General features: G+C 70.0%; 20 protein-coding genes. 6 read left to right on the plus strand and 14 right to left on the minus strand.

Annotation, left to right across the window (positions count from 1 at the left end):
• Positions 1-2: 2 nt before the first annotated feature.
• Both ABT137_RS02675 and ABT137_RS02680 read left to right on the plus strand, forming a co-directional pair.
• Entirely contained in the window at positions 3-890 is an 888-nt protein-coding gene (locus ABT137_RS02675; RefSeq protein WP_351701290.1) for an MBL fold metallo-hydrolase, read from the plus strand.
• Positions 891-1,100: 210 nt separating this feature from the next.
• Positions 1,101-2,411 carry a sialidase family protein gene (locus tag ABT137_RS02680; RefSeq protein ID WP_351701293.1) on the plus strand — a complete coding sequence of 437 codons (1,311 nt, stop codon included), beginning with the start codon at positions 1,101-1,103 and terminating at the stop codon, positions 2,409-2,411.
• Between the two features lie 80 nt (positions 2,412-2,491).
• Here ABT137_RS02680 and ABT137_RS02685 read toward each other — a convergent pair whose 3' ends face one another.
• The 3 genes from ABT137_RS02685 to ABT137_RS02695 form a co-directional block, all read right to left on the minus strand.
• Positions 2,492-3,400, minus strand: a complete 909-nt coding sequence (locus tag ABT137_RS02685; protein ID WP_351701296.1) for an HpcH/HpaI aldolase/citrate lyase family protein — start codon at positions 3,398-3,400, stop codon at positions 2,492-2,494.
• A 38-nt stretch (positions 3,401-3,438) separates the two neighbouring features.
• Positions 3,439-4,818 (minus strand): LLM class flavin-dependent oxidoreductase, encoded by a 1,380-nt coding sequence (locus tag ABT137_RS02690; protein ID WP_351701299.1) that lies wholly within the window; start codon positions 4,816-4,818, stop codon positions 3,439-3,441.
• A gap of 79 nt (positions 4,819-4,897) precedes the next feature.
• The gene (locus tag ABT137_RS02695; protein WP_351701302.1) at positions 4,898-5,461 is read right to left on the minus strand and encodes a nuclear transport factor 2 family protein; all 564 of its coding nucleotides are present in this window, start codon (positions 5,459-5,461) and stop codon (positions 4,898-4,900) included.
• Between the two features lie 320 nt (positions 5,462-5,781).
• Between ABT137_RS02695 and ABT137_RS02700 the strand changes: the two genes are divergently transcribed.
• The 3 genes from ABT137_RS02700 to ABT137_RS02710 all read left to right on the plus strand — a co-directional run bounded on the left by ABT137_RS02700 (position 5,782) and on the right by ABT137_RS02710 (position 9,345).
• Positions 5,782-6,978: a CaiB/BaiF CoA transferase family protein gene (locus tag ABT137_RS02700; RefSeq protein ID WP_351701305.1), complete on the plus strand. Its 1,197-nt coding sequence runs from the start codon at positions 5,782-5,784 to the stop codon at positions 6,976-6,978.
• 55 nt (positions 6,979-7,033) lie between these two features.
• Positions 7,034-8,491 (plus strand): aldehyde dehydrogenase family protein, encoded by a 1,458-nt coding sequence (locus tag ABT137_RS02705; RefSeq protein WP_351701308.1) that lies wholly within the window; start codon positions 7,034-7,036, stop codon positions 8,489-8,491.
• A 128-nt stretch (positions 8,492-8,619) separates the two neighbouring features.
• A complete protein-coding gene (locus ABT137_RS02710; protein ID WP_351701311.1) occupies positions 8,620-9,345 on the plus strand; it encodes a DUF4241 domain-containing protein in 726 nt (241 codons plus the stop codon).
• A 7-nt stretch (positions 9,346-9,352) separates the two neighbouring features.
• Here ABT137_RS02710 and ABT137_RS02715 read toward each other — a convergent pair whose 3' ends face one another.
• The 9 genes from ABT137_RS02715 to ABT137_RS02755 are packed head-to-tail and all read right to left on the minus strand — an operon-like array spanning position 9,353 to position 17,710.
• Complete coding sequence (locus ABT137_RS02715; RefSeq protein WP_351701314.1) at positions 9,353-10,297, minus strand: hypothetical protein; 945 nt, start codon at positions 10,295-10,297, stop codon at positions 9,353-9,355.
• A 35-nt stretch (positions 10,298-10,332) separates the two neighbouring features.
• Positions 10,333-10,746 carry a nuclear transport factor 2 family protein gene (locus ABT137_RS02720; RefSeq protein ID WP_351701317.1) on the minus strand — a complete coding sequence of 138 codons (414 nt, stop codon included), beginning with the start codon at positions 10,744-10,746 and terminating at the stop codon, positions 10,333-10,335.
• Positions 10,747-10,754: 8 nt separating this feature from the next.
• Positions 10,755-11,690, minus strand: a complete 936-nt coding sequence (locus ABT137_RS02725; RefSeq protein WP_351701320.1) for a cyclase family protein — start codon at positions 11,688-11,690, stop codon at positions 10,755-10,757.
• The gene (locus ABT137_RS02730; protein WP_351701323.1) at positions 11,687-12,634 is read right to left on the minus strand and encodes an SDR family NAD(P)-dependent oxidoreductase; all 948 of its coding nucleotides are present in this window, start codon (positions 12,632-12,634) and stop codon (positions 11,687-11,689) included. The genes ABT137_RS02725 and ABT137_RS02730 overlap by 4 nt, the downstream gene beginning before the upstream one ends.
• Positions 12,635-12,650: 16 nt before the next feature.
• Positions 12,651-14,270: a flavin-containing monooxygenase gene (locus tag ABT137_RS02735; RefSeq protein WP_351701326.1), complete on the minus strand. Its 1,620-nt coding sequence runs from the start codon at positions 14,268-14,270 to the stop codon at positions 12,651-12,653.
• Positions 14,271-14,275: 5 nt separating this feature from the next.
• Positions 14,276-15,220 carry a VOC family protein gene (locus tag ABT137_RS02740; protein ID WP_351701329.1) on the minus strand — a complete coding sequence of 315 codons (945 nt, stop codon included), beginning with the start codon at positions 15,218-15,220 and terminating at the stop codon, positions 14,276-14,278.
• Positions 15,221-15,271: 51 nt separating this feature from the next.
• A complete protein-coding gene (locus tag ABT137_RS02745; protein ID WP_351701332.1) occupies positions 15,272-16,513 on the minus strand; it encodes a cytochrome P450 in 1,242 nt (413 codons plus the stop codon).
• Positions 16,514-16,572: 59 nt separating this feature from the next.
• Positions 16,573-17,313, minus strand: coding sequence for an SDR family NAD(P)-dependent oxidoreductase (locus ABT137_RS02750; RefSeq protein WP_351701335.1), 741 nt, complete (start codon positions 17,311-17,313; stop codon positions 16,573-16,575).
• A 19-nt stretch (positions 17,314-17,332) separates the two neighbouring features.
• On the minus strand, positions 17,333-17,710 hold the full coding sequence (locus ABT137_RS02755; protein ID WP_351701338.1) for a carboxymuconolactone decarboxylase family protein: 378 nt from the start codon (positions 17,708-17,710) through the stop codon (positions 17,333-17,335).
• Between the two features lie 475 nt (positions 17,711-18,185).
• Between ABT137_RS02755 and ABT137_RS02760 the strand changes: the two genes are divergently transcribed.
• Positions 18,186-20,414, plus strand: coding sequence for an MMPL family transporter (locus ABT137_RS02760; RefSeq protein ID WP_351701341.1), 2,229 nt, complete (start codon positions 18,186-18,188; stop codon positions 20,412-20,414).
• A 135-nt stretch (positions 20,415-20,549) separates the two neighbouring features.
• On the opposite strand, the gene ABT137_RS02765 is transcribed toward ABT137_RS02760, so the two are convergent.
• The gene (locus ABT137_RS02765; protein WP_350777214.1) at positions 20,550-21,203 is read right to left on the minus strand and encodes a LuxR C-terminal-related transcriptional regulator; all 654 of its coding nucleotides are present in this window, start codon (positions 21,201-21,203) and stop codon (positions 20,550-20,552) included.
• Entirely contained in the window at positions 21,191-22,408 is a 1,218-nt protein-coding gene (locus ABT137_RS02770; RefSeq protein WP_351701344.1) for a sensor histidine kinase, read from the minus strand. Before ABT137_RS02770 ends, ABT137_RS02765 begins: the two co-directional genes overlap by 13 nt.
• Positions 22,409-22,600 lie beyond the last annotated feature (192 nt).

Genomic DNA, 22,600 nt, shown 5'->3' on the forward strand with positions numbered 1-22,600 from the left:
ACATGCGGACACTCAGCCTGGGCCATGCCCTGGTCGACCGGGTCGAGGAGCACACCCTGCCGGTCTCCCTGACCTTCCTGACCGGCGACGAGGCTCTCATCGCGCGGCGCGTGGACCCGCTGCCCAGCGGGTTCCTGGACCGGGCCACGATGAACTTCCAGTTCTCCAACCACAGTTGGGTGCTGCGGGTGGACGGCCGCGCGGTACTGGTCGACCCGTGTACCGGCAACGGCCGTACCGGCAGGGGGCCTTACTTCGACGGACTAGACGTGCCCTATCTGGACCGGCTCGCGGCGGCGGGTGTGTCGCCAGAGGCGGTCGACATCGTCTTCTGCACGCACTTCCACCACGACCACTGCGGCTGGAACACCCGGCGGAGCGAGGGGAGATGGGTGCCCACGTTCCCCAACGCCGAGTACGTGTTCGCGGCGGACGAGTACCGGCGGTGGGACACGGCGAGGCCGCCGCACTCCAACGACTTCAGCCCCAACGTGTTCGACGAGTGCATACGTCCGGTCGCCGAAGCGGGTCTGGCCAGGGTCGTCTCGCTGCCGTACGAGATCTCGCCGAGCCTGACCGTCGAGCACGCACCCGGCCACACGCTCGGTCACGCGGTGCTGGCGCTCGACTCCGCGGGCGTGCGGGCGTACTTCACCGGAGACGCCTTCCACCACCCGGTCCAGCTGACCCGTCCCGAACTGCACCTGCCGGGCTGCGACGACCTGGAGACGGCCGTCGCCACCCGGCGCGCACTCGTGCGACGGGCGCTGGACGAAGACGCGTTCCTCTTTCCCGCCCACTTCCCCGCCCCGCACTACGGCCGACTCGCCCTCGACGGCGACGAGGTCTGCTTCGTGCCGGGCGGCGCGATCCACACCACCGTTGGCTGACCGGCCCCGGGTCTGGTCCTCGAACGGCGCTCGCACCTCGCAGGCAGGAGCACTACGTCCTTCAAGACGTCCTTCAAAGGAGCAGGCATGAGATCACCGCACGGAGACGTCCCACCAGCGAGTGCGGACCCACAGTTACCCGAACGGCCCCGGGCAACGCGTCGGGTGACGGCGCCCGGGAAGTCGTTCCGCGCGCGGGTGAGGAGCGGGGTGAGGGTGTTCGGCGCCGGCCTGTTTGCCGCCATGGTCGCCGTGCCCTTCCTCGTGACCAGCGCGCAGGCAAGTCCGGCCGGTGGCCGCTTCGAGGTCGACGCGACCCCCGGCACACCGGACCGGGTGAACGGTCAGCCGGTCGTCGCGGTCAACCCCGAGAACCCGGAGAACCTGGTGTACGCGTCGACGGACCACATCGTCGACGGCGCCGCACTCGTGAGGGTGGAGTGCTACGCCGCGTTCTCGACCGACGGCGGCAGGACATGGACCCGCACGGCCTGGCCGGCCGGCGACAACCCCCAGTGCGGCGACCCGTACCTGGCCGTCGACTCGAAGGGGATCTTCTACCTCGCCTGGAACCAACTGGGTTGCCCCGACGACCCGACCGGACCGATCACCGGTACCTGCAACGATGTCCCGAACGCACTCGGTGTCGCCCGGTCGACCGACGGCGGCCGCACCTGGTCGCACGCCGTCGACACGCCGGCCGTCCGCGCCGCCACGCCCCGGCTGAGGGTGGACACGGCCACTGACTACGTCTACGCGGTCGGCGCCGGCCCGGTCGGGGAGCCCGGACCGTCGGCCGTCACGGTCAGCAAGGACCACGGCCTGACCTGGACCCCGGTCGAGGAACTCCCGGACCAGCCCTTCGGCAACCAGATCGCCGTGCACAACGGCGTGCTGGCCACCGCGACTTCCGAAGTGGTCGTGGGCGGGGTCTCGGTCGACCCCGTGAACCCCGTGTTCGAGGTGAGCCGCGACGACGGGAAGACCTTTACCGCCTTCCCGGTCACCGACAGCAGCGGAAACCCGGTGTCGCCGCCCTCGGGCGACCTCGTGCCGGACACCAGGCTCCTGGCGTCGGACCCGATCCCCTGGGTCTCCGCCGACCCCACCAGGACCGACCGGTTCGCGGTCCTGCTGCCCCGGGGCGACAATCTGGAGGTGTATCTCACCGACAACGCGGGCCGGACCTGGACCGGTCCGACCGTGGTCGCGGCACCGGGCGCGTCGAAGCCCTGGATCGAGTTCGGTCCCAAGGGAGCGCTGGGCATCATGTGGCGGCACGTGGTCGACGGGCTGGTCGACACCTACTCCACGGTCTCCTTGGACGGCGGGAAGACCTTCCTCCGGACGGTGAAGGTCAACCGGACGAGCGAGCCGTACACCTTCCTCGGCAGCGGCGGTGACGAATGGTCGCGGATTCTCATCCACGGCAAGTACGCCTACGTCACCTGGTCGGACGCACGCGACGGTGGCGCTGTCGACGGCATCGTCGCCCGGGTTCCCCTGTCGCTCTACCACTGAGTTCGCACGACCCGTCGTGATCCACGGCGCCAGGCGGCATCTCCCGCCTAGGAGATGCCGCAAGGGCTTCGTCACTGACGTCAGTCGGTCACGGCGGAGTGCTGGGCGAGGACGACTTCCGCGAGCTTCACATGCGCGGCGTCCACCAGCTGGCCGTCGACGCTGGTGGCCCCCAGGCCCTCCGCCTCGGCGGCCCGATACGCCTCCAGGACCCGTCGGGCCCGCCTGACCTCGTCGTCCGTCGCCCGGAAGACCTGGTTCGCGATCCCGATCTGCGAGGGATGGATCGCCCACTTGCCGTTGAACCCCAAGGAGGCCGCCGATCGTGCGTCCTCCTCGTAACCGGCCGGGTCACGGAAGTCGGGGTAGGGGGCGTCGACGGCCGCGATGCCCGCGATGCGCGCCGCGGTGAGCACCTGCATTCGCGCGAAGTACCAGAAGTCGCCCGGATACGGCTCACGCGGACGGAAGTTGGTGTCCACCCGGGCGCCCTGGGACACCGACAGATCGCCCGCGCCGAAGATGACGGCGTCCAGACGTGTGCTCGCGGTCGCGATCTCCTCGGCGTGCGCGACCCCCGCGACGTCCTCGATGAGGACCTCCAGCCGGATCCGCCTGCCCAGTCCGAGCCGCTCCTCCAACTGGCTCAGCAGCACGTCGACCCACCAGACGTCCCGTGCGGACGTGACCTTCGGGACGATGATGGTGTCCAGGTTCTCCCCGGCCCCTTCGACCACCTCGATGATGTCTCCATGGGCCCACCTGGTGCCGATCCCGTTGATCCGTACCGCGCGGACGGTGCTGCCCCAGTCGTACCCGTTGAGCGCCTGTACGGCCTTGCCCCGGGCCTGTTCGCGCAGCGCCGGGGCCACCGCGTCCTCCAGGTCGAGGAAGACCAGGTCGGCGTCCGAGGCGGCCGCCTTGGCGAACATGTGGTCGTTGGAGGCTGGCGTGGCCAGCTCCGAGCGTCGCAAGGGAGGTGTGTTCATCGTGTCCTGGTCTCTCCTCGGGTAGGTCTCGTCCACGGTCAGGCGCGTGTGTCGTGCCGTTCCTGTGTGAACAGGTTCGCCGGGCGGTCGAGGGAGAGGTTCTCCCGCAGGGTCCGGCCCGTGTACTCGCTCCGGACGAGCCCCAGGCGGCGGAGTTCGGGCACCACCAGCCGGACGAAGTCCTCGAAGGCGCCGGGGAAGTGGGTGGCGGCCAGGACGAAGCCGTCGCAGGAGCGCGCCTCGAACCACTGCCGCATCTGCTCGGCGATCTGCGGCCCGGTGCCCACGAACCGCGGCCCCTGGAGCAGGGTGGCCCGGTGGTTCGCCAGCATGCGCAGGGTCAGTTCGCGGTCGCCGAGGTGCCGCCGCACTCCCTGGACCAGGCCGCGGATCCCGGACACCGAGTCGATGAGTTCGTCGGTGACGACATCGTCGAGCGAGTGGCCGGCGAAGTCGTGGTTGGTGACCTCGGACAGCAGGGTCAAGGACGCCATGGGATGCACGAGTTCGTCGAGGAAAAGCGCCTCCTTCTCCCGGGCGATCGCCTCCGTCTCACCGGCGATCGTGTAGACCATGGGCAGCAGCCGTACGGAGCCCGCGTCCCGCCCGGCCTCGGTGATCAGGTCCTTCTGCTCCTGGTAGTGCTCGCGCGCGATCTCCTGGCTCGGATCGGAGGTGAAGATCAGGTCGGCCCATCTGGCCGCGAACAGCCGGCCCCGGCCCGACTGCCCGGCCTGGATGATCACCGGCCGCCCCTGTGGGGTACGCGGTACGGTCAGGGGCCCGCGCACGGTGAAGTACTCACCCTGGTGGGCGACTTCGTGGACCTTCTCCGGGTCGGCGAAGATCCCGGCCGTACGGTCGGCGACGACGGCGTCGTCCTCCCACGAGTCCCAGAGCTTCGAGACGACCTCGACGAACTCCTCGGCCCGGTCGTAGCGCTTGTCGTGTTCGAGGTGTTCGTCCAGGCCGAAGTTCTGCGCTTCCGCGTCGTTCACCGAGGTCACGACGTTCCAGGCGGCCCGACCGCCGCTGAGATGGTCGAGGGTGGCGAACGTCCGCGCCACATGGAAGGGCTGGTAGTAGGTCGTGGAGTAGGTCGCGCCCAGCCCGATGTGCTCGGTGGCGCCCGCGACGGCGCCCAGCACCGTGCTCAGGTCGAGCTTGACGGGCCGCGCACCGTAGCGGACGGCGTCGGCCGGCGAGTCGCCGTAGATCGTCGGCATCGCCAGCCGGTCGTCGAAGAACATCAGGTCGAACATGCCTTCTTCCAGCACGCGCGCGATCCGCTGGTAGTAGCGCACGTCCAGGTAGTCCGCCGCCGCACTGGGATAGCGCCACGAGCCGGAGTACACGGACACGTTGGACGCCTGGAGGAATGCGACCAGGGTCATCTGGTCGCCGCGTGACGTGGTCATCGGGGCCTTTCGTGAGCCGGTGGGGCGAGGGAGTGGGTGCGGGACGGCGAACCGAGGCGAGGCGCTGTGCCGGGTCGTGTCAGGCGTCGTGTCGGGCGGTGTGCGAACGGAACACCTCGTAGGAGGGATCGGTGTCGTCCCGGCGCCCCGAGGGCGCCTCGGCGGCTTCGGTGGCGTGCGTGACCTCGCGGTAGAGGTCACCGACGTAGACTCGGTGGTCGATGGCCCAGACGCCCGCACGCCGCGACCAGCGGTCGACGTACCGGCCCCGGTGGAACAGGTCGGTGACGTGACCGTCGGCGGGGCGTGTGCGCAGCCACACCGACACATACGCCTCACTGGCGGCCGTTCCCGCCGCCTCGTCGACCTCGACGAGCGCGTTGGACACCAGGTGCGAATGGGCGGCGAGTTGGGCGTGATAGGGCCAGACGAAGTCGAGGAAGCCGGCGGCGGACCCCCGATAGGAAGGGCCGTAGTCGGCCGTGCCGTCCGGGTGCCAGACGGTGTCGGCGAGCGCGCGGTCCATGCGGTCGAGGCCGCGACAGTACCGGTACAGGACCTCCGTGATCTCCTGCTTCGCCGCGAGCCGGGTGATCGGGGTCGTCGCGGCGATCGGGGTGATCGGCGCCGGGTCGGTCCGCATGGTTCGCTCCTCGTCAAGTGGCCTAAGAACAGGGCAGGTTGACGGCGCGGCTCGGCACGGCCGGGAAGCCCCTCGATCAACATAGGAAGTGCCGGGCCGGGAGCGATGTCCCGTGCCCGCTGAGCGGGATGGAAGCCGGGGACGGTACCGGTGCCCCGTTAGCGTGAGCGGTCCGTCCCATGGGCACGACGACGCGGCAACTCAGGCCCGCGGCCGGTGACTTCACCTCGGCTCCCGCGCACCGACCCCGGAGAGGCCGCACGCGGAACTCGCCCGGAGCACCACTGGACGACGCCCGACAGGAAGGCAGGGAACGCACCATGAACGCCGGACCACTGGCCGGACTCCGTGTCCTCGATGCCGCCACGCTCGCCGCAGGACCGCTCATCGCCACCTGGCTCGGCGAGCACGGCGCGGACGTCATCAAGGTCGAACAGCCCGACGGCGGTGACCCGCTCCGGCAATGGGGTGCCCAGAAGGACGGCGTCGGCCTGATGTGGAAGAGCGTGGGCCGCAACAAGAAGAGCGTCACCCTGAACCTGCGCCACGAGACCGGACGGGACCTGCTGCGCCGGCTCGCCCGCCAGTCGGACGTCGTGGTGCTGAACCTGCGCCCGTCGACCCTGCGGAAATGGCGCCTCGACCACCCGAGCCTCGCCGCGGAGAACGCCCGCCTGGTGATGGTGCACGTCACCGGCTATGGAGCGGGCGGACCGAAGTCCGACCGTCCCGGCTTCGGCACCCTCGGCGAGGCGATGAGCGGCTTCGCCCACCTCACCGGCAGCCCGGACGGCCCGCCGACCCTCCCGTCCTTCATGCTCGCCGACGGCGTCGCCGGCCTGACCGCCACCTACGCGGTGATGATGGCCCTCTACCACCGCGACGTGCACGGAGCCGACGGCCAGCTCGTCGACGTCAACCTGATCGATCCGCTGGCCCGGCTGCTGGAACAGTCGGTGCTGACCTACGACCAACTCGGCACCGTCCCCCACCGGACGGGGAACCGCTGGGACATCAGCGCCCCGCGCAACGTCTACCTCACCAAGGACGGACATTGGCTCGCCATGTCCGGCAGCGCCCCCACGATCGCCAAACGCGCCCTCCGGGCAGTGGGACGCCCCGAACTGACCGAGGACCCCCGCTTCGCCGAGGCACAGCAACGCCTGCGCCACGCCGCCGAGATCGACGCGATCATGGCCGACTGGATCGGTGCCCACACCCTGGACGACGCGATGGCCGTCTTCGAGGCGGCCGACGTCGCCGCCGCCCCCGTCTACGACGCCGCCCAACTCCTCGCCGACCCGCAGATGGTGGCCAGAGACGTCTATCAGTCCGTCCCCGACCCCCAACTCGGGTCCATGCGCGTCCAGGCACCGGTACCCCGCTTCTCGGCGACCCACGGCGGCATCAGCCACCTCGGCCCGGCCCTCGGCGAACACAACGACGAGATCTACGGCGGACTCCTCGGCCTCGACGCCGACCGGCGCCGGGAACTGTCGGAGCAGGGCGTGATCTGAGCCTTCAGCGATCCGGAACGTCAGCAACCAGAACATGCGGCGGCGGGAGGCCCCAATGAGCCAACTCGATGTGGACGCAAAGGACGTGAAGCAGATCACCGAGTCCTTCATCGACGGGGTGTCGGTCGGGACACCCGAGGTCTACGAGAACACCGACCCCTCGACCGGACAGTCCCTCGGCGAGGTGTCGAGAGGCGGCGCCGAACAGATCGACAGGGCGGTCGCCTCGGCACGCGCGGCACAGCGGGCCTGGCGCACCACGACACCGGAACAACGCGCCGACCTGCTCTGCCGGTTGGCCGACCTGATCGAGAGCCGGACGGAGGAACTCGCCCGACTGGAGAGCGAGGACTCCGGCAAACCCCTGTCCCAGGCACGCAACGACGTTCGGGTGTGCGCCCGTTACTTCCGTTTCTACGGCCGCGCGATCGACTCCTACTACGGCCTGAGCCTGCCCCTGCGCCCCGACCTCCACGTCTACACGCGCCGCGAACCCCACGGCGTCACCGGCCACATCCTTGCCTGGAACTATCCCCTGCAACTCCTCGCCCGTGGCGTCGCCCCCGCCCTCGCGACCGGCAACTGCGCCGTGGTGAAGCCGGCCGACGAGACACCGCGCACTGCGGTCGCCGTGGCCGGGCTCGCGATTCAAGCGGGCCTGCCTCAGGGGGTGTTCAACGTCGTGACCGGGCTCGGCGCCGAGGCCGGTGCCGCGCTGGCGGCCCATCCCGGCATCGACCATCTGGGCTTCGTCGGCTCCACCCGGGTCGGCGCCCTCGTGGCCACGGCCACCGCCGAGCGGGTGTCACCGGTGACGCTCGAACTCGGCGGCAAATCCGCCCACTTGGTGTTCCCCGACGCCGACATCGAGAAGGCGGCCCAGGTCGCGGCTGCCGCGATCCTGCAGAACGCCGGGCAGACGTGCTCGGCGGGATCACGCGTCCTCGTCCACGAGAGCGTGCACGCCGAAGTGGTGGAGCGCATCGCGGCGCACTTCGCCGAGGTGACGATAGGCCGGGGCCTCGACGACCCCGACCTCGGCCCGCTCGTCTCGCGCAAGCAGCAGGACCGGGTACGCGGCTATGTACGGTCGGCCGGCACCGGCGAGATCGTCTTCGGCGGTTCGGTGGCCGAGCCCGAAGGACTGGCGGAGGGCGCCTACTTCACGCCGACACTGATCGACGGAGTGGACCCGGCGGCTCCGATCGCCCAGGAGGAGATCTTCGGCCCCGTACTCACCACGATGCGGTTCTCGACCGAGGAGGAGGCCCTCGCCCTGGCGAACGGCACCGACTACGCCCTGCTCGGTGCCGTGTGGACCAGGGACCTGAGCCGGGCCCACCGGGTCGCCGCGGAGGTCGAGGCGGGCCAGGTCTATGTGAACACCTACGGCGCCGGCGGCGGCGTGGAACTCCCCTTCGGCGGGTTCCGCAAGTCCGGCTACGGCCGCGAAAAGGGTGTGGAGGCCCTCGACAGCTGCACCGCGACGAAGACGATCGTCGTGCAGCTCTGAGGGGGCGCTCGGACCGCCGTTGTCTCCGCGCGGACGTGCGGGGGCCGCTGCCCGAACCCCCGATGTCAGTGGGGCCGCGTACCTTTCCGATTGACCGCCCACCGGGGCGGCGAGGGAGGGGACGGGGCATGGAGTGGAGCGGGGACGCCCGGCTGGCGGCCGGGCCGGAGGCCACCCGGTATCTGGAGACGGCGTTCACACCAGGAGCCCATCTGGGGACGGTGTACGACGATCCGGAAACGCCCGTCGTCGTCACGGGCATCGAGGAGGTGACCACCATCCGCATCCCCAGTGGCCGCCTCGTCGTGGACGCGCCGTGGCACGACGACGAGATCTGGGAGTACGAGCGGGGGCTGCCCACGAGGCCCCCGAGGGAGCTGGCCGCGCGGATTCCGCCGGGCACCTACCGGGTGGAGTTCTCGTGGACGGCGGGGCCGTACGAGTTCATGGGTGAGCACTTCGACGGCGTCGAGTGCGCCGCGACTCGGCTGTGCGTCAGCGACGATCCCGTGGCCGGATGGGAGATGGGCCTGGGAGTCGACGACGACCTCGACGGGCTTGAGCCGGGCGAGCGGGTCGAGTTCGGCTCCGACGCCAATATCGGCTGCTTCGCCGACGCCGGCGCGTGGCCGACGTTGAGCGCGCCGTTTCGCACGTACAAGGACGGCAGATCGGCGCCGCGCGACAGCGAGCGGCTGTCCGACTCGTACGAGCGGATACGCGACGAGTCGCACCAGGCCGACCTGGTCACGTTCCCGGCGGAGTCGGGCGGCGTCGTCTGGCTGGGCCGCACCAGAACCGGCGAGGTGGCCTCGATCGTCGTCACCAGCGGCATGCCGGGCGCGAAGGCCTGAGACGGGGCTAGGAGTCGCTCCAGCGGACCGGGTGACCGGACGGATCCGTGGTGAGCCAGGTGCCGTCCCCGAGAGGCTGGACGTCGTAGGGGTTGTCCGTGCGCGCGTCGAACTCGGTTCCGACCTGGCCGGAGCGCACATCCACCCGGTAGTGCCGGAACCATTCCTCCTCGTCCTCGGTCTCGCCGCCGAGGGCGACGACGACGGTGTCCGGGTTCAGATAGCCGCCGCTCCATTCGACGTAGACCTCGTCGGGATCGTGTCCGAACGCCTCGACGGAGAGCGTGAACCTCATCTCGCCGTGGGGATAGGCGTGGAGGGCGACATCGGCCTGCTCGTGGTGAACGGTCATGAACTCGTGCCCGTCGGGCGACAGGGCGATGAGACACCGGTCGTCCCACGGATAGGCGACGAGATCCATCCGGCTCCCGGTCAGCGAAGCACGGAAGATCACCGAGCCGTCCTGTCCTTCGCCCACGTCGAGGAGGACCTCGTCGCCCGCCGGGTGCAGCAGGTGCTGCCCGCCGTGCCCGACGGTCGGCAGTTCGGCCTGTGCGAGGACCGCCCCGGTCCCGGCGTCCAGGGCGACCCACTGGTCGGGTCGCTTGCGGCCCGCCATGGCGTCGGGCCGGTAGGCCCACACGACGAGTTCGTCGGACGACAGCACACAGGCGGGCCGGTGTCCATGCCGCTGCTCCGACCGTGGCTCGAACCGCGACCGCCAGACCTCCGTCCCGTCCGCCGTCACGCAGACGACCGCGTCGAGAGTCGTGTAGTAGGCGCGCCGAAGGCCGACGGAGACGGCGTGGCCGACGACGTCGTCGCCGGGGGACGGCCGGCAGACCATGGCCGGCGACAGCAGGCCCCTGTCGTCGCCGGCCAGGTCATAGGCGCAGACGCGCCCGTCGACGAGCCGTGTGATCGTCGACGGGGGACGAGGTGAGGGAGCCATGCCCCGGAGGCTAGCGTCCTGCGGTTCTTCGACCGTCAGGGGGGATCGCCCACGTACTCGTCCACCCGGCGGCGCAGCAGCCAACGCCCCGCCGTCTCCTCGAACGTGTCGTGATAGCGCGCCACGATGGCGACGGACCAGGCGGAACCGGCGCGGACGAGCATCACCACGTCGCTGGTCGCCTTCGCCGTGCGGTCGTCCCACTTCGTCAGGAGCGTGTTGCCGACGAGGTGGCGCTGCGGCCGGTCCGGATCCGGCCGCCACCCCGGACGGGAGAACGCCTCACGGATGGCGTCGGCACCCACCAGGGGCTCGAAGCCGGGTATCTCGACCACGCCGTCCGGCAGGTACAGCGCGACCATGTCCTCGGTACGGCCCTCGTCCTGGGCGTGGGCGTGCGCGGCGATGGTCGCTCGCACGCCCGCGCTCACCTCGGCGAATTCCGCCACGGCCGGCCCTACTTGATGGCGATCGGAGTGATGGGGGAGCCGACGGAGCCCGTCACCTTCAGCCCCGGGGCGCAGAACAGCATGTCCCACACGCCGTCCTCCTCGCAGTCCGCGGCCAACTCCTCGAAGTTGAACATCTCGCCGAGGGTGAGGCCCATGTCCCGGATCACCACCTGGTGGAACGGGATCGTCGCGCCCTTGACGGGACTGGGCCACACCTCGCCGGAGTGGTTGTCCATCGCGAGCGCCGCGACCTCGCGTTCGTACAGCCAGTTGCAGGTGTCGAGGCAGGGCCCGGGGGCGTTGCCGAGGAAGTGTTCGCGGTCACCCTCCAGGAACCACTGGTAGGAGCCGGTGCGCAGCAGCACGATGTCGCCGGTCCCGACGCGCACGCCCTGCCGTTCCTCGGCGGCCAGCAGGTCGGCCTCCGTGATCTCGTACGAGTCCTCCAGCCGGTCCACGCCCTTCAGCCGCGCGATGTCGAGCAGGACCCCGCGGGAGATCAGCCGGTCGACGGCCTTGTGGAACGAGTTGCGGCCGGCACCCTGGAAGTTGTTGACCGCGGCGGCCGGCACGTTGTTGTAGAAGGTGCCGCCGTAGCCCGCGTGGGCCAGCCCGTCCCACTGGGTGGCGGCCTGCAGACCGGTGACGATCATGTCGTCGGCGGAGATCAGACCGTCCTGGGAGAACGCGGTGTCGGACGGCAGCAGCGTCATGACGTGGATCGGGTTGTTGCGGAAACCCCCGGACTTGAAAGGCCCGTTGCTGTCGAACGCCATGCCCAGGTCGAACGCCTTGCCCGTACGGACGAGTTGCGCGGCCTCGACGCGCTTCTGCGGGGTCACGAAGTTCAGGGTGCCGATCTCGTCGTCGTCTCCCCAACGACCCCAGTTGTTGAGCTTCTTGCCGAGTTCGTGATGGGGCCAGACCTTCTCTGCGCTCACGCTTCTCCCTCTTCTCCTTGCCGATGTGCCATGTAACGGCTGACGCATTCCATGAGGTCGCGGGGAACGTGGTATCCGGAGTGGTCCTTGATCCGGTCCAGGTTCCCGGCGATGTCCTCGGTCGTGACTTTGAGCGGGTCGGCGGGCAGATAGCCCTCGGTGACCCCGACGAAGAGGTGCGCGAAACGTCCGGCTCCGGCGAGGAACACCTCGCCGCTCACGTCGCACGCCTCGTGGGCGAGATACGCCACCATGGGCGCGACAAGCGTGGGATCCAGCACGCCGCCACCGGGCTGGCGCTGTTCGCGCAGCGCGTCCATGCCCTCCGAGGGGCCGCCGCCCATCCGCGTCATGGCGTTGGGGGCGATCACGTTGACCTTGATGTCGTGGCCGCCGGCCGAGGCCGCCATGCTGCGGGCCATCCCGATCATCGCCGCCTTGGCGGTGGCGTAACCGAGGTTGTCCGGGAGCCCGAACATTCCGATCGAGCCGGTCAGCACGACCCGGCCGTAGTTCCGCTCCAGCATGTACGGCCAGGCGGCGCGTGTGGTGTGGAAGGCTCCGAGGACGTGCACCGCCAGGTGGCTTTCGATGTTCGCGGCGTCGATGTCCGGCAGCCCGGCGAACCGTACGTTGCCGGCGTTGTTGACGACGATGTCGATCCGCCCGAAGGCCTCGACGGCGGCTTCGACGGGCCGCCGTCCGCCGTCCGTGGTGGAGATGTCACTCGTGTCGGCGATCGCCGTACCGCCGGCGTCGTTGATCTCCGCGGCGACGGCCTCGGCGGGACCGCTGTCGGAACCGAAACCCTCCATCGAGCCGCCCAGGTCGTTCACGACGACCTTCGCGCCCAGTTCACCGAGGAGCAGGGCGTAGGCCCGCCCGATCCCGCGTCCGGCGCCGGTGACCACCGCGACGCGATCGTCGAATAGGTGTTGCCGCATGACCATGCCTTCCGGTTCAGGAAAGGAAGCGGGAGTATTTCGACTGGAGGACCTCGCCCATGAACTCGCGCAACTTCGGGCGTCCGCCTGGATTCAGCAGGAAGCTCTTGGGCTTCCCGGCGATGTTGGAACCGAAGAAATAACTGTGCTCACCGAACGGGGAATACACGGCGAGTTCCGCGACCATGGCGTTCCAGCCGGCTTCCGTGTCGGCGGGGACCTCGATCACCCGGTGGCCGTGATCGCGCAGGTACTCGATCGCGTCGGCGATGAAGTTCACCTGGTCCTCGGCGTACCGAGGGTTGTTGCCGGCCGCACCGTGCGGGCCGCCCGGAAAGAAGAAGTTCGGAAAGCCATGGCTCATGAGCCCGAGGAACGTGCGCGGACCGTCGGCCCAGTACTCCTCCAGGGCCCGCCCGCCGCGGCCGCGCACCCCCATCCGGTTCAGGGCGCCGGTGCCGAAGTCGAACCCCGACGCCCAGACGATGACGTCGAACTCGCGCAGCCCGTCGGCCGTTTCGATGCCGGTCTCTGTGACCCGGACGAACGGGTTCTCCCGCAGATCGACGAAGCTCACCTTCGGATCGTTGTAGACCTCGAAGTAGCCGGTCACGAAGGGCGGCCGCTTCCCGGCCCAGCCGTGGTCGGAGGGGATGAGCCGCTCGGCCGTCGCCGGGTCCTCGACGATGCCGCGGACCTTCTCGGCCATGAAGGCGCACCAGTCGTCGTTGGCGGCCTTGTCCGTGAGCATGTCGGCGTAGTGACTGATCACCTTGGCGAAGCCCGGGCTGTGCCACATCCGGTCGTGGAACTCCCACCGTTCGGGCTTGGAGTCCTCGAAGGCCCTGCGGTCACGCGGCTGGTGCAGGAACCCGCTCGCTGAGGCGTTCAGGTTCTCCCGTAACTGCTCGAAATCGACCCTCAGTTGGGCCTGTTGCTCGGCCGTGATCGGCTCGTTGTTCAGCGGGGTGCACCAGTTGGGTGAGCGCTGATAGACCGTCAGGGAGGCGACGTCCGCGAGGATGGCGGGGATCACCTGGACGCCGCTGGAACCGGTGCCGACCACCGCGACCCGCTTGCCCGCGAAGTCGACGGGAGTGTCGGGCCACAGGCCGGTGTGGTGGGCCACGCCCCTGAAGTCTTCGCGGCCGGGTACCTCGGGGAAGACCGGTACCGACAGCACACCGGTGGCCGCGACCACGAACCGCGCCCGCACCTCGGTGCCGTCGGCCGCCCGCACCAGCCAGGTGGCCGAAGTCTCGTCGAACAGCACGGAGTTGACCCGCGCCCCGAACCGGATGCGGCTGCGCAGGTCCAACTTGTCGACGGCGTAGTTGAAGTACCGCTCGTTCTCCGGCTGCCCGGCGAACCGCTCGCACCACTCCCAGCCCTCGAACAGCTCCTTCGAGAACAGATAGCCGTAGGTGTAGCTCTCCGAGTCGAGGCGCGCGCCCGGATACCGGTTCCAGTGCCACACCCCGCCGACCCCCTGGCCGGCCTCCAGCAGCAGCGCGGAGAGTCCTGCGTCGAGGGCCCGCTTCAGCTGATGGATCCCGGTCACACCGGCACCGATGACCAGCAGGTCGACATCGGCGTCCACGGTGGCCCGGCTCTCGTCCCCGGCAGGGACTGCCAATGCACTCACCCCCTGCGCGGATCGCCGGCCGTCAGCCTGGTGGTGAAGCCCCAGGGAATGCCGAGGCCGGTCGCGGCGTCGGTGACGAGCGTGTCGCTCGTGCGCGTGCGTATCCCCACGCCCTGCGCGTCCAGATGGCGTGCGACGCGGTCGAGGTCGGCGACCTTCCAGGTGATCGAGTGGTACGTGTCGTTCGGCGCCCCGGTGGCCCAGTCGGCGTGGGCCGGGGTGCCGTCGTCGGGGACCGTGTACTCGAAGACCGCGTCGGCCAGGTGGACGTAGGTGCTCTGCGCGCCCAGCACCTCGTTGCGTCCCGTGTGGATGACCGTCCCGCCCAGGCCGTCGACCATCACGCGCAGGGCTCGGTCGACGCGGTCGGTCAGCACGGTGTGGTGCGAGCAGCGCTCGATGCCGAGCGGGTCGTCCTCGGACACCGGCGGCAGCTGCCAGTCCGGGGCCAGCCGGTGGTCCAGAGGGAACGGGATCTGCGGCAGGAACTCGTAGCGCAGGCCCGCGTCCTCGGGCACGGTGAAGAAGATCGGCATCGGGGAGTTGGGCGCGGTCGGGGGATCGTCTCCCTCGGCGACCTCGTCGAGCTGACCGACCATGCCGATGCCGAGCTCCTTGAGCGCGCGATAGGCGTCAGCGATGCCGTCCACGTACCAGCCGAACCCCTTGAGGTGCGGCTTGTCGACCGCGGCGTAGCGCTGGACGCCCTGGAGGACGTAGCGCTTCGGGTCGATCGTGTCGAACAGGACGTCGTTGATCGGCGTGAACGTCGAGTAGTCGGTCGGATAGCCCTCACTGACGGGGGCGCCCCGCATCATCTCGGCCATCGGCCGGCTGGGCCGCCCGAAGACGCGCTCGAACCACGCCTCGGCCTCGCGGAGATCGGTCACATGATGGCTGGGGTGGTACAGCCGGGTCACACGAAAGCCGCCGTCGGTCATGGCGGTCCTCCCTCTCTCAGGTCTGTCGTACGAGCCGTGCGGGGCCGGCGGTCACCAGGCGACGGGCAGTTCGTAGATGCCGTAGGCCTGCGAGTCCTCCTTGAACGCCAGGTCCTCCAGCCCGGCCGCCAGCCGCAACGTGGGGATCCGGCGGAACAGGGTGCCGAAGACCACCTGGAGTTCGATGCGGGCCAGCTGCTGTCCGACGCACTGGTGGGGGCCCCAGCCGAACGCGAGATGGTGGCCCGCGGCGCGGTCCAGGGTCAGCACCTCGGGGTCGGGGAACGCCTCGGGGTCCCAGTTCGCCGCCGGCAGACTGGCGATGACCCCCTCACCCGCGCGGATCGTCACCCCCTCGAACTCGACGTCCTCGACGACCGCCCGGCGGGCCAGCAGATGGGCGATGGTCAGATAGCGCAGCAGCTCCTCGACGGCCTTCGCCACGTAGTCGGGGTCGCCGGAGTTCTCGCGCAGGGCGGCGAGCTGGTCCGGGTTCCGGAGCGGCAGCGCCGTCCCCAGCGTGATCATGTTGGCGCTCGTGTCGTGACCCGCGACCAGCAGGATGTGGCCCAGCGGCGCGGCTTCCTCCAGCGAGAGCTCACCGGCCTTGATCCGCGCCCCCAGGTCCGAGAGCACGTCCTCGGCCGGGTCGTCCATCTTGGCTTCGATGAGCTTGGCGATGTACGCGCGCAGAGCGCTCCCCGTGGCCGCGTTCTCCTCGGGGGTCTTGTGCACCGCGTTGGTGACACCCGCGTGCTTCTGGAAGAAGGCGTGGTCCTCGTACGGCACCCCGAGCAGCTCGCAAATCATCAGCGACGGCAGGGGCAGGGAGAGGGCCTCGTTCAGCTCGGTCGGGTTGGGGCCGTCCAGCATCCTGTCGATGAGGTCGTCGGTGATCTGCTGGATCGCCGGCTGAAGCTTCCGCATCCGGTGCCGGGTGAAGGAACTGGTCAGCATCCTCCGCCAGCGGGAGTGCTCGGCGCCGTCGGTGTTGTTGATCGACGGCTGCATCTCGTCCGCGTGCGCCTTCATGGCCGCCGTGGTGTGCGGGTATCCCGGCGCGCCGATGTTCGCGCTCATCCTCGGATCGGCGAGGAACGCGCGCTGGGCGGCGTGAGAGAGGACCAGCCACGGGGTGGTGCCGTCCCAGCTGCGCACGCGCATCACCGGCTTGCCGGCGTCACGGAGTCCCAGCAGGTCGGGTGGGGGAGCGAAGGGGCAGGTGCCCGACCTCGGCGCCGGGAACTGCGGCGGTTCCTCCGTCGCTTCGGTGTCCGTCACGGTCTCTGTCATGGTCGTCCCTTGCCTGTGGCGTTGTTCGTGGCGTTGTTCGTGGCCTTGTGCGTGGCCGCTCAGACGAAGTAGCGGCCGCCGTTGACGCTGAGGGTCTGTCCCGTCACGTATCCGGCCTCGTCGGACGCGAGGTAGGCGACGGCGTAGGCGATCTCGTCGGGACGCCCGGCCCGTTTCATGGGCATGGTCGCGCCGAGCGCGTCGGGGTCGAATCCCTCGCGGAGCAGGGGCGTGTCGATGAGGCTCGGCGCCACGTTGTTGACCGTGATTCCGGTGTCGGCGAGTTCCAGGGCGAGCGCCTTGGTCAGGCCGATCACCCCGCCCTTGGACGCCGCGTAGTGGGACACCGCGGGACCGCCGGTCTGGGCGGACGAGGACGAGATGTTGACGATGCGTCCGTGCCCCGCCGTCAGCATGTCGGGCACGAGGGCTCGCGTGACCAGGAAGGGGCCTTTGAGGTTGATGCGGATCATCCGGTCCCAGGTCTCCTCGGTGAGATCGGGGAACGGCACGTAGTTGGTGATACCGGCGTTGTTGACCAGGACGGTGACCGGGCCGAGTTCCGCGTGCGTCTGCTCCGCCGCGGCCGCGACGGCCGTGGCCTCGGCCGCGTCGCCGACGACCGCCACCGCCTTGCCGCCCGCCTCGCCGATCGCGTCGGCCGTCTCGCGGGCCCCCGTGCCGTCCAGGTCCCACACGGCGACCGTCGCGCCCTGGGCGGCGAGCACCAGGGCGATCGCCCGTCCGATACCTCGGCCGCCACCGGTGACGACCGCGTTTCTTCCGCTCAGTGACATCATTCAGGACTCCAGGTAGGGGCTACTGCTTCGGTTCTGCGGGGATGTCACCCCTCGCATCGCCGGGTGCCGGACCCAGTGCCTTCCGGGCGGCCTTTCGTGCGGCCACGGCCCGGGGAAAGCCCGCGTATCCGGCCGAGTGGTACAGGACTTCGGCGATCTCGTCTTCCGTCAGCCCGTTGTTCAGCCCTATCCGGACATGGCTGCCGAGTTCGTCCTCGGCGCCCAGTGCGATCAGAATCCCCAGCGTGACCAGGCTGCGGTCCCGTCGTGCCAGACCCTCGCGCGACCAGAGCTCGGCCCAGACGCTGACCAGGCCGATCTCCACGAGGTCCGCACCCACACCTTCGTCACGCAGGTCGACGTCCTCGGCGAGGGGGGTGTTGACGACCGAGGACATCGTTCGGAGTCCGAGTCCGCGCAACTCGGCCGCTGCCGTGGGATTTACCGGGGATTCTCCGTGCGTCCCGCTCACCGGGACGGACTTTCTGTTGCCTGCACTCGCCACACCCTTCTCTCGGCCACGTCTCGGGGAATCGCGGCAACCGGAGGTGCTTCGGCGCTCCGGGCCGTCCGTGGCAATCGGATTACGTATACAGATAGGTGAAATTAGCTAGCTGATTGAACCGTATGTGAAGGGGGGTGGATACGGCAATGCCCTGGACGCGGGAGCGAGGACCGCTCCGTGGTGTAGCGGGCTACACCACGGATACGGGAGGGCGCTCCCTCGTGGCTCCGCCCGCCTCACGGAAGGGTGAGGTGTGGAGACGGACGCTTCCCTGAACCCACTGTGAACAGGGCGGACTTTCCCATGCCGAGGCGATTCCGGCTCCATGCGCAATGCCGGAACCGCTGATGTGGAGGCTTCCCTCGTCATGGCAACTGTCCTGTATCACCTGGGCCGCGCGGCCTTTCGATGGCGATGGTTCGTCGTCGTCCTGTGGGTGGCGGTGCTTGGCTCCGTCGGATTCGCCGCGTCCAAGGCGCCCGCAGCCGCCGACGAAGGTTTCACGATGCCCGGGATCGAGTCCCAGAAGGCGTTCGACCTGATGGAGCAGCGCTTCCCCGGGACCACGGCCGACGGGGCGAGCGCGCGCATCGTGTTCATCGCCCCGAGCGGGGAGAAGGTGACCGCGGCCGGCAACCGGGCCGCGATCGAGAAGCTCGTCGACGAGGCGGTCGACGGCTCACAGGTCGCCGCCGCCGTCGACCCCTTCCAGGCCAAGGCCGTCAGCGAGGACGGTACGACGGCGTACGCGACCGTCTCCTTCAAGGCGACGGCCGATGACCTCACCGACGCGAGCAAGAAGCACCTGGAGTCCGCCATCGACGTGGCCCGGCAGGCGGGCCTGCGGGTGGAGGTCGGCGGCGACGCGCTGGCGACCCAGCCCGCGGCCGGCGGACCGGCCGAGGTGATCGGCATCGCCGTCGCCGCCGTCGTCCTGCTGATCACGTTCGGATCCCTCGCCGCCGCCGGTCTGCCGCTGCTGGCCGCGATCATCGGCGTGGCCGTCGGCATGACCGGGATCATGGCCCTGTCCCAGACCTTCGGACTGTCGGAGAACACCGGCACGCTCGCCACCATGCTGGGCCTGGCCTGCGGCATCGACTACGCCCTGTTCGTCGTCTCCCGCTACCGCGAGGAACGCGCCAAGGGCCACGTACCCCGGGAGGCGGCGGGTCTCGCCGCCGGCACGGCCGGCTCCGCGGTCGTCTTCGCCGGGCTCACCGTCGTCATCGCGCTGGCCGGTCTCTGGGTCGTCGGTATCCCGATGCTCACCAAGATGGGGCTGGCCGCCGCCGGCGCGGTCCTCGTCGCCGTGCTGATCTGCCTGACCCTGGTCCCGGCGGTCCTGGGCTTCTGGCCGAACGCCGTGCTCTCGCGCGGCGCCCGCAAGAACTCCAGGCGGTACCGCAGGCAGCAGCGGAAGACCGACAACGGCGGCTCGCGCTGGGCCAGGGCCGTCGTCCGCCTGCCGCTACCGGTGCTCCTGCTGGGCGTCGTGGGCCTGGGCGCGGTCGCCACACCGGTGATGGACCTTCAGCTCGGCATGCCGGGCGACGAGGCCAAGCCCACCTCCACCACCGAGCGCCGCGCCTACGACGCGCTCGCCGAGGGTTTCGGCCCCGGCTTCAACGGCCCCCTGACGATCGTCGTCGACGCCAAGGGTTCCGACGACCCGAAGGCGAACGTGGCCACGATCACGAAGGACATCGCCGCCACCAGGGGCGTCGTCTCCGTCTCGGCCGCCCGCTTCAACCAGGCCGGTGACACCGCGGTGTTCTCCGCCACGCCCGCCACGAGCCCGACCGACCAGAAGACCAAGGACCTCGTCAAGACCATCCGGGACGAGCGCCCCGGCATCGAGAAGGACGCGGGCGTGTCCTTCGAGGTGACCGGCAAGACCGCCCTGGACATCGACGTCGCCGGGAAGGTGCAGGCCTCGCTGGTGCCGTATCTCGCGGTGGTGGTCTCGCTCGCCGTCGTGCTCCTGCTGCTGGTCTTCCGCTCCCTGCTGGTGCCTCTGAAGGCGGCCTTCGGGTTCCTGCTCTCCGTCCTCGCGGCCCTCGGCGCGGTCGTCGCGGTCTTCCAGCAGGGTCATGGCGCGGCCCTCCTGGGCGTGGAGTCCACCGGCCCGATCATGAGCATGATGCCGATCTTCCTGGTGGGCATCGTCTTCGGCCTGGCGATGGACTACGAGGTCTTCCTGGTCTCGCGGATGCGCGAGGCGTACGTCCACGGCGAGGAGCCCAAGCAGGCGATCGTCTCGGGCTTCCGCCACAGCGCCCGCGTGGTCGTGGCCGCGGCGCTGATCATGATCGCGGTGTTCTCCGGCTTCATCGGCGCCGACGAGTCGATGATCAAGATGATCGGTTTCGGACTGGCCGTCGCGGTCCTCTTCGACGCCTTCGTCGTCCGCATGGCGATCGTCCCGGCCATCCTCGCCCTGCTCGGCCACAAGGCCTGGTACCTGCCGAAGTGGCTGGCCCGGCTGCTGCCGAACATCGATGTCGAAGGCGAGAAGCTGAGCCGAAAGGTGCCCGTCCCGACCGCCGGGACGACCGACGAGTCACCCTCCGTGGAGCCCGTCGGGGCCCGCTGAGCCGGGGAGGGGCCGCCAGCACGCGGCGGCCCCTCCGCTGCCTTCACCTGCGGCTCGTGCACAGCCGGCCGGGGATTGGGCGGCCACGGCATGGGCGGTGGGTGCCGCGCGTGCTGAGGTCGTCCCTCCGGACGTTCAGGCCTGCGGTGTGTGGGCCAGGTAGGCCAGGACGGCGAGGACCCGGCGGTGGCCGCTGTCGCTCTGCGGCAGGCCCAGTTTCAGGAAGACGTTGCCGATGTGCTTGTGGACGGCACGTTCGGTGACGACCAGAGTCCGGGCGATGGTCGCGTTGTCATGGCCCTCCGCCATCAGCTTCAGCACCTCCCGCTCGCGCGGGGTGAGCGAGTCCAGCGGCGAGTTCCTGCGCCGGGTGAGGAGCTCGGCGACGACCTCGGGGTCCAGTGCGGTGCCGCCCGCCGCGACCCGCTCCAGTGCGTCGAGGAACTCGTCGACGCGGCCCACCCGGTCCTTGAGGAGATAGCCGATCCCGTTGGTGCCCCCGCTCAGGAGCTCGGCGGCGTACGACTCCTCGACGTACTGGGAGAGCACCAGCACCGGCAGGCCGGGAATCGCCTGCCGTGCTTCGAGCGCCGCGCGCAGACCCTCGTCCCTGAAAGCGGGCGGCATCCGTACGTCGAGCAGGGCGATGTCCGGCCGGTGTGCCAGCAGCGCGGGCATGATCTCGGGGCCACTGCCGGCGACGGCGGCGACCTCGTGCCCGGCCGAGGTCAGCAGGAGGACCAGTCCCTCCCGCAGGAGGGCGTTGTCCTCGGCGATCACCACACGCACGGCAGCTCCACTTCGATCACGGTCGGGCCCCCGACGGGGCTGGACACATTCATGGTTCCGTCGAGAGCGGCGACCCGTCGCCGCATGCCGGGCAGCCCCGAGCCGGCGGTCTCTCCCCCAGAGCCGAATGCCTGGGAGGTACCCCCAGCACCGCCACGGCCCTCGTCCCGGACTCGGACGCGCAGCCCGCGCCGGGCCCGGACCAGCCGGACCTCGGCGCGGGTGACCCCGCTGTACTTGGCCACGTTGGTGAGCGCCTCGGCCACCACGAAGTAGGCCGCCGCCTCCACGGCCGCGGGTGCCCGCACCCCTTGGTCCAGGCCGCCGTCGTCCAGGGCGACCTGCAGTCCTCCCCCACTCTCGGCTTCGCTCGAGCGGGGGGACCCCCACCTCGCCGCCAGTGCCCGCAGCGCGCCGGCCAGGCCGCGGTCGGTCAGGATCGGCGGATGGATGCCGCGTACGACGTTCCGCAACTCCGCCAGCGCCTTCTCGGCCTGTTCCTGGGCCTCGTCCAACAGCTTGAGCGCGGTCTCCGGGTCACGGCCGTAGGCGCGTTTGGCGAGCCCGATCCGCATGGACAGCGCCACGAGTTGCGCCTGCGCCCCGTCGTGCAGATCGCGTTCGATGCGGCGCAGTTCGGCGCCGTGTGCGGCGATCGCGTCGGCCCGCGTCCGGGCCAGCCGTTCCACCCGGGCCGTCAGCAGCGCCTCCGGGGACGGCTTGAGCAGGGCGGTCGACCAGTCGGCCTCCAGGTCCGCGAGCCGCACGATCAGCGGCAGCACGACCGCCTTCCGGCGCAGCAGGCCGCACCACACGCCGTCGACGACCAGTCCCACCGGCCACAGCGGTACGGCGAGGGCGAGCAGGGCGCCGTAGAACCAGTAGGCCACCATCCACCGCAGATCCCTGCGGGTGCCGGTATCCCGTACCGCGGTGGCCACCCGCTCGCGCACCGTCCCGGTCAGGGGGCGGTACACCTCGGGGATCTTCACGCCGGTCCAGTCGGCGGTGAGGTTCCGCTTGGCCCCCGCGATCCGCCGGACGAGCAGGACCGTCTCGGGCAGCAGCCAGATACCGACCAGTGTCAACGTACCGACGGCGGTGATCAGCAGCACGGTGATGAAGATCCACGTGCCGAACGCCGTGAGCGCCGTCAGAAAGAGGTGGGTTGTGGCCCTCCCGGCGCGCTGCACCGATTTCCACATGGCAGGAAGCTAAATGATTCAGTTGAGTCAGGCAAATACCGGTTGTGGCAGGCGAGTTCCCGTGCACCTCCTTCGCTGCCCGTCGGGTGCCCGTCGCGTGTCCGTCCGGTGCGGTCCGAGGGTGTAGTGGGCTACACCCTCGGTTCGGGAGTCCGCTCCCGTGTCCCGACGGGTGAACGACGGAATCGTGGC

It is taken from the genome of Streptomyces sp. NPDC001980 (genome assembly GCF_040296885.1).
Lineage (GTDB): Bacteria > Actinomycetota > Actinomycetes > Streptomycetales > Streptomycetaceae > Streptomyces.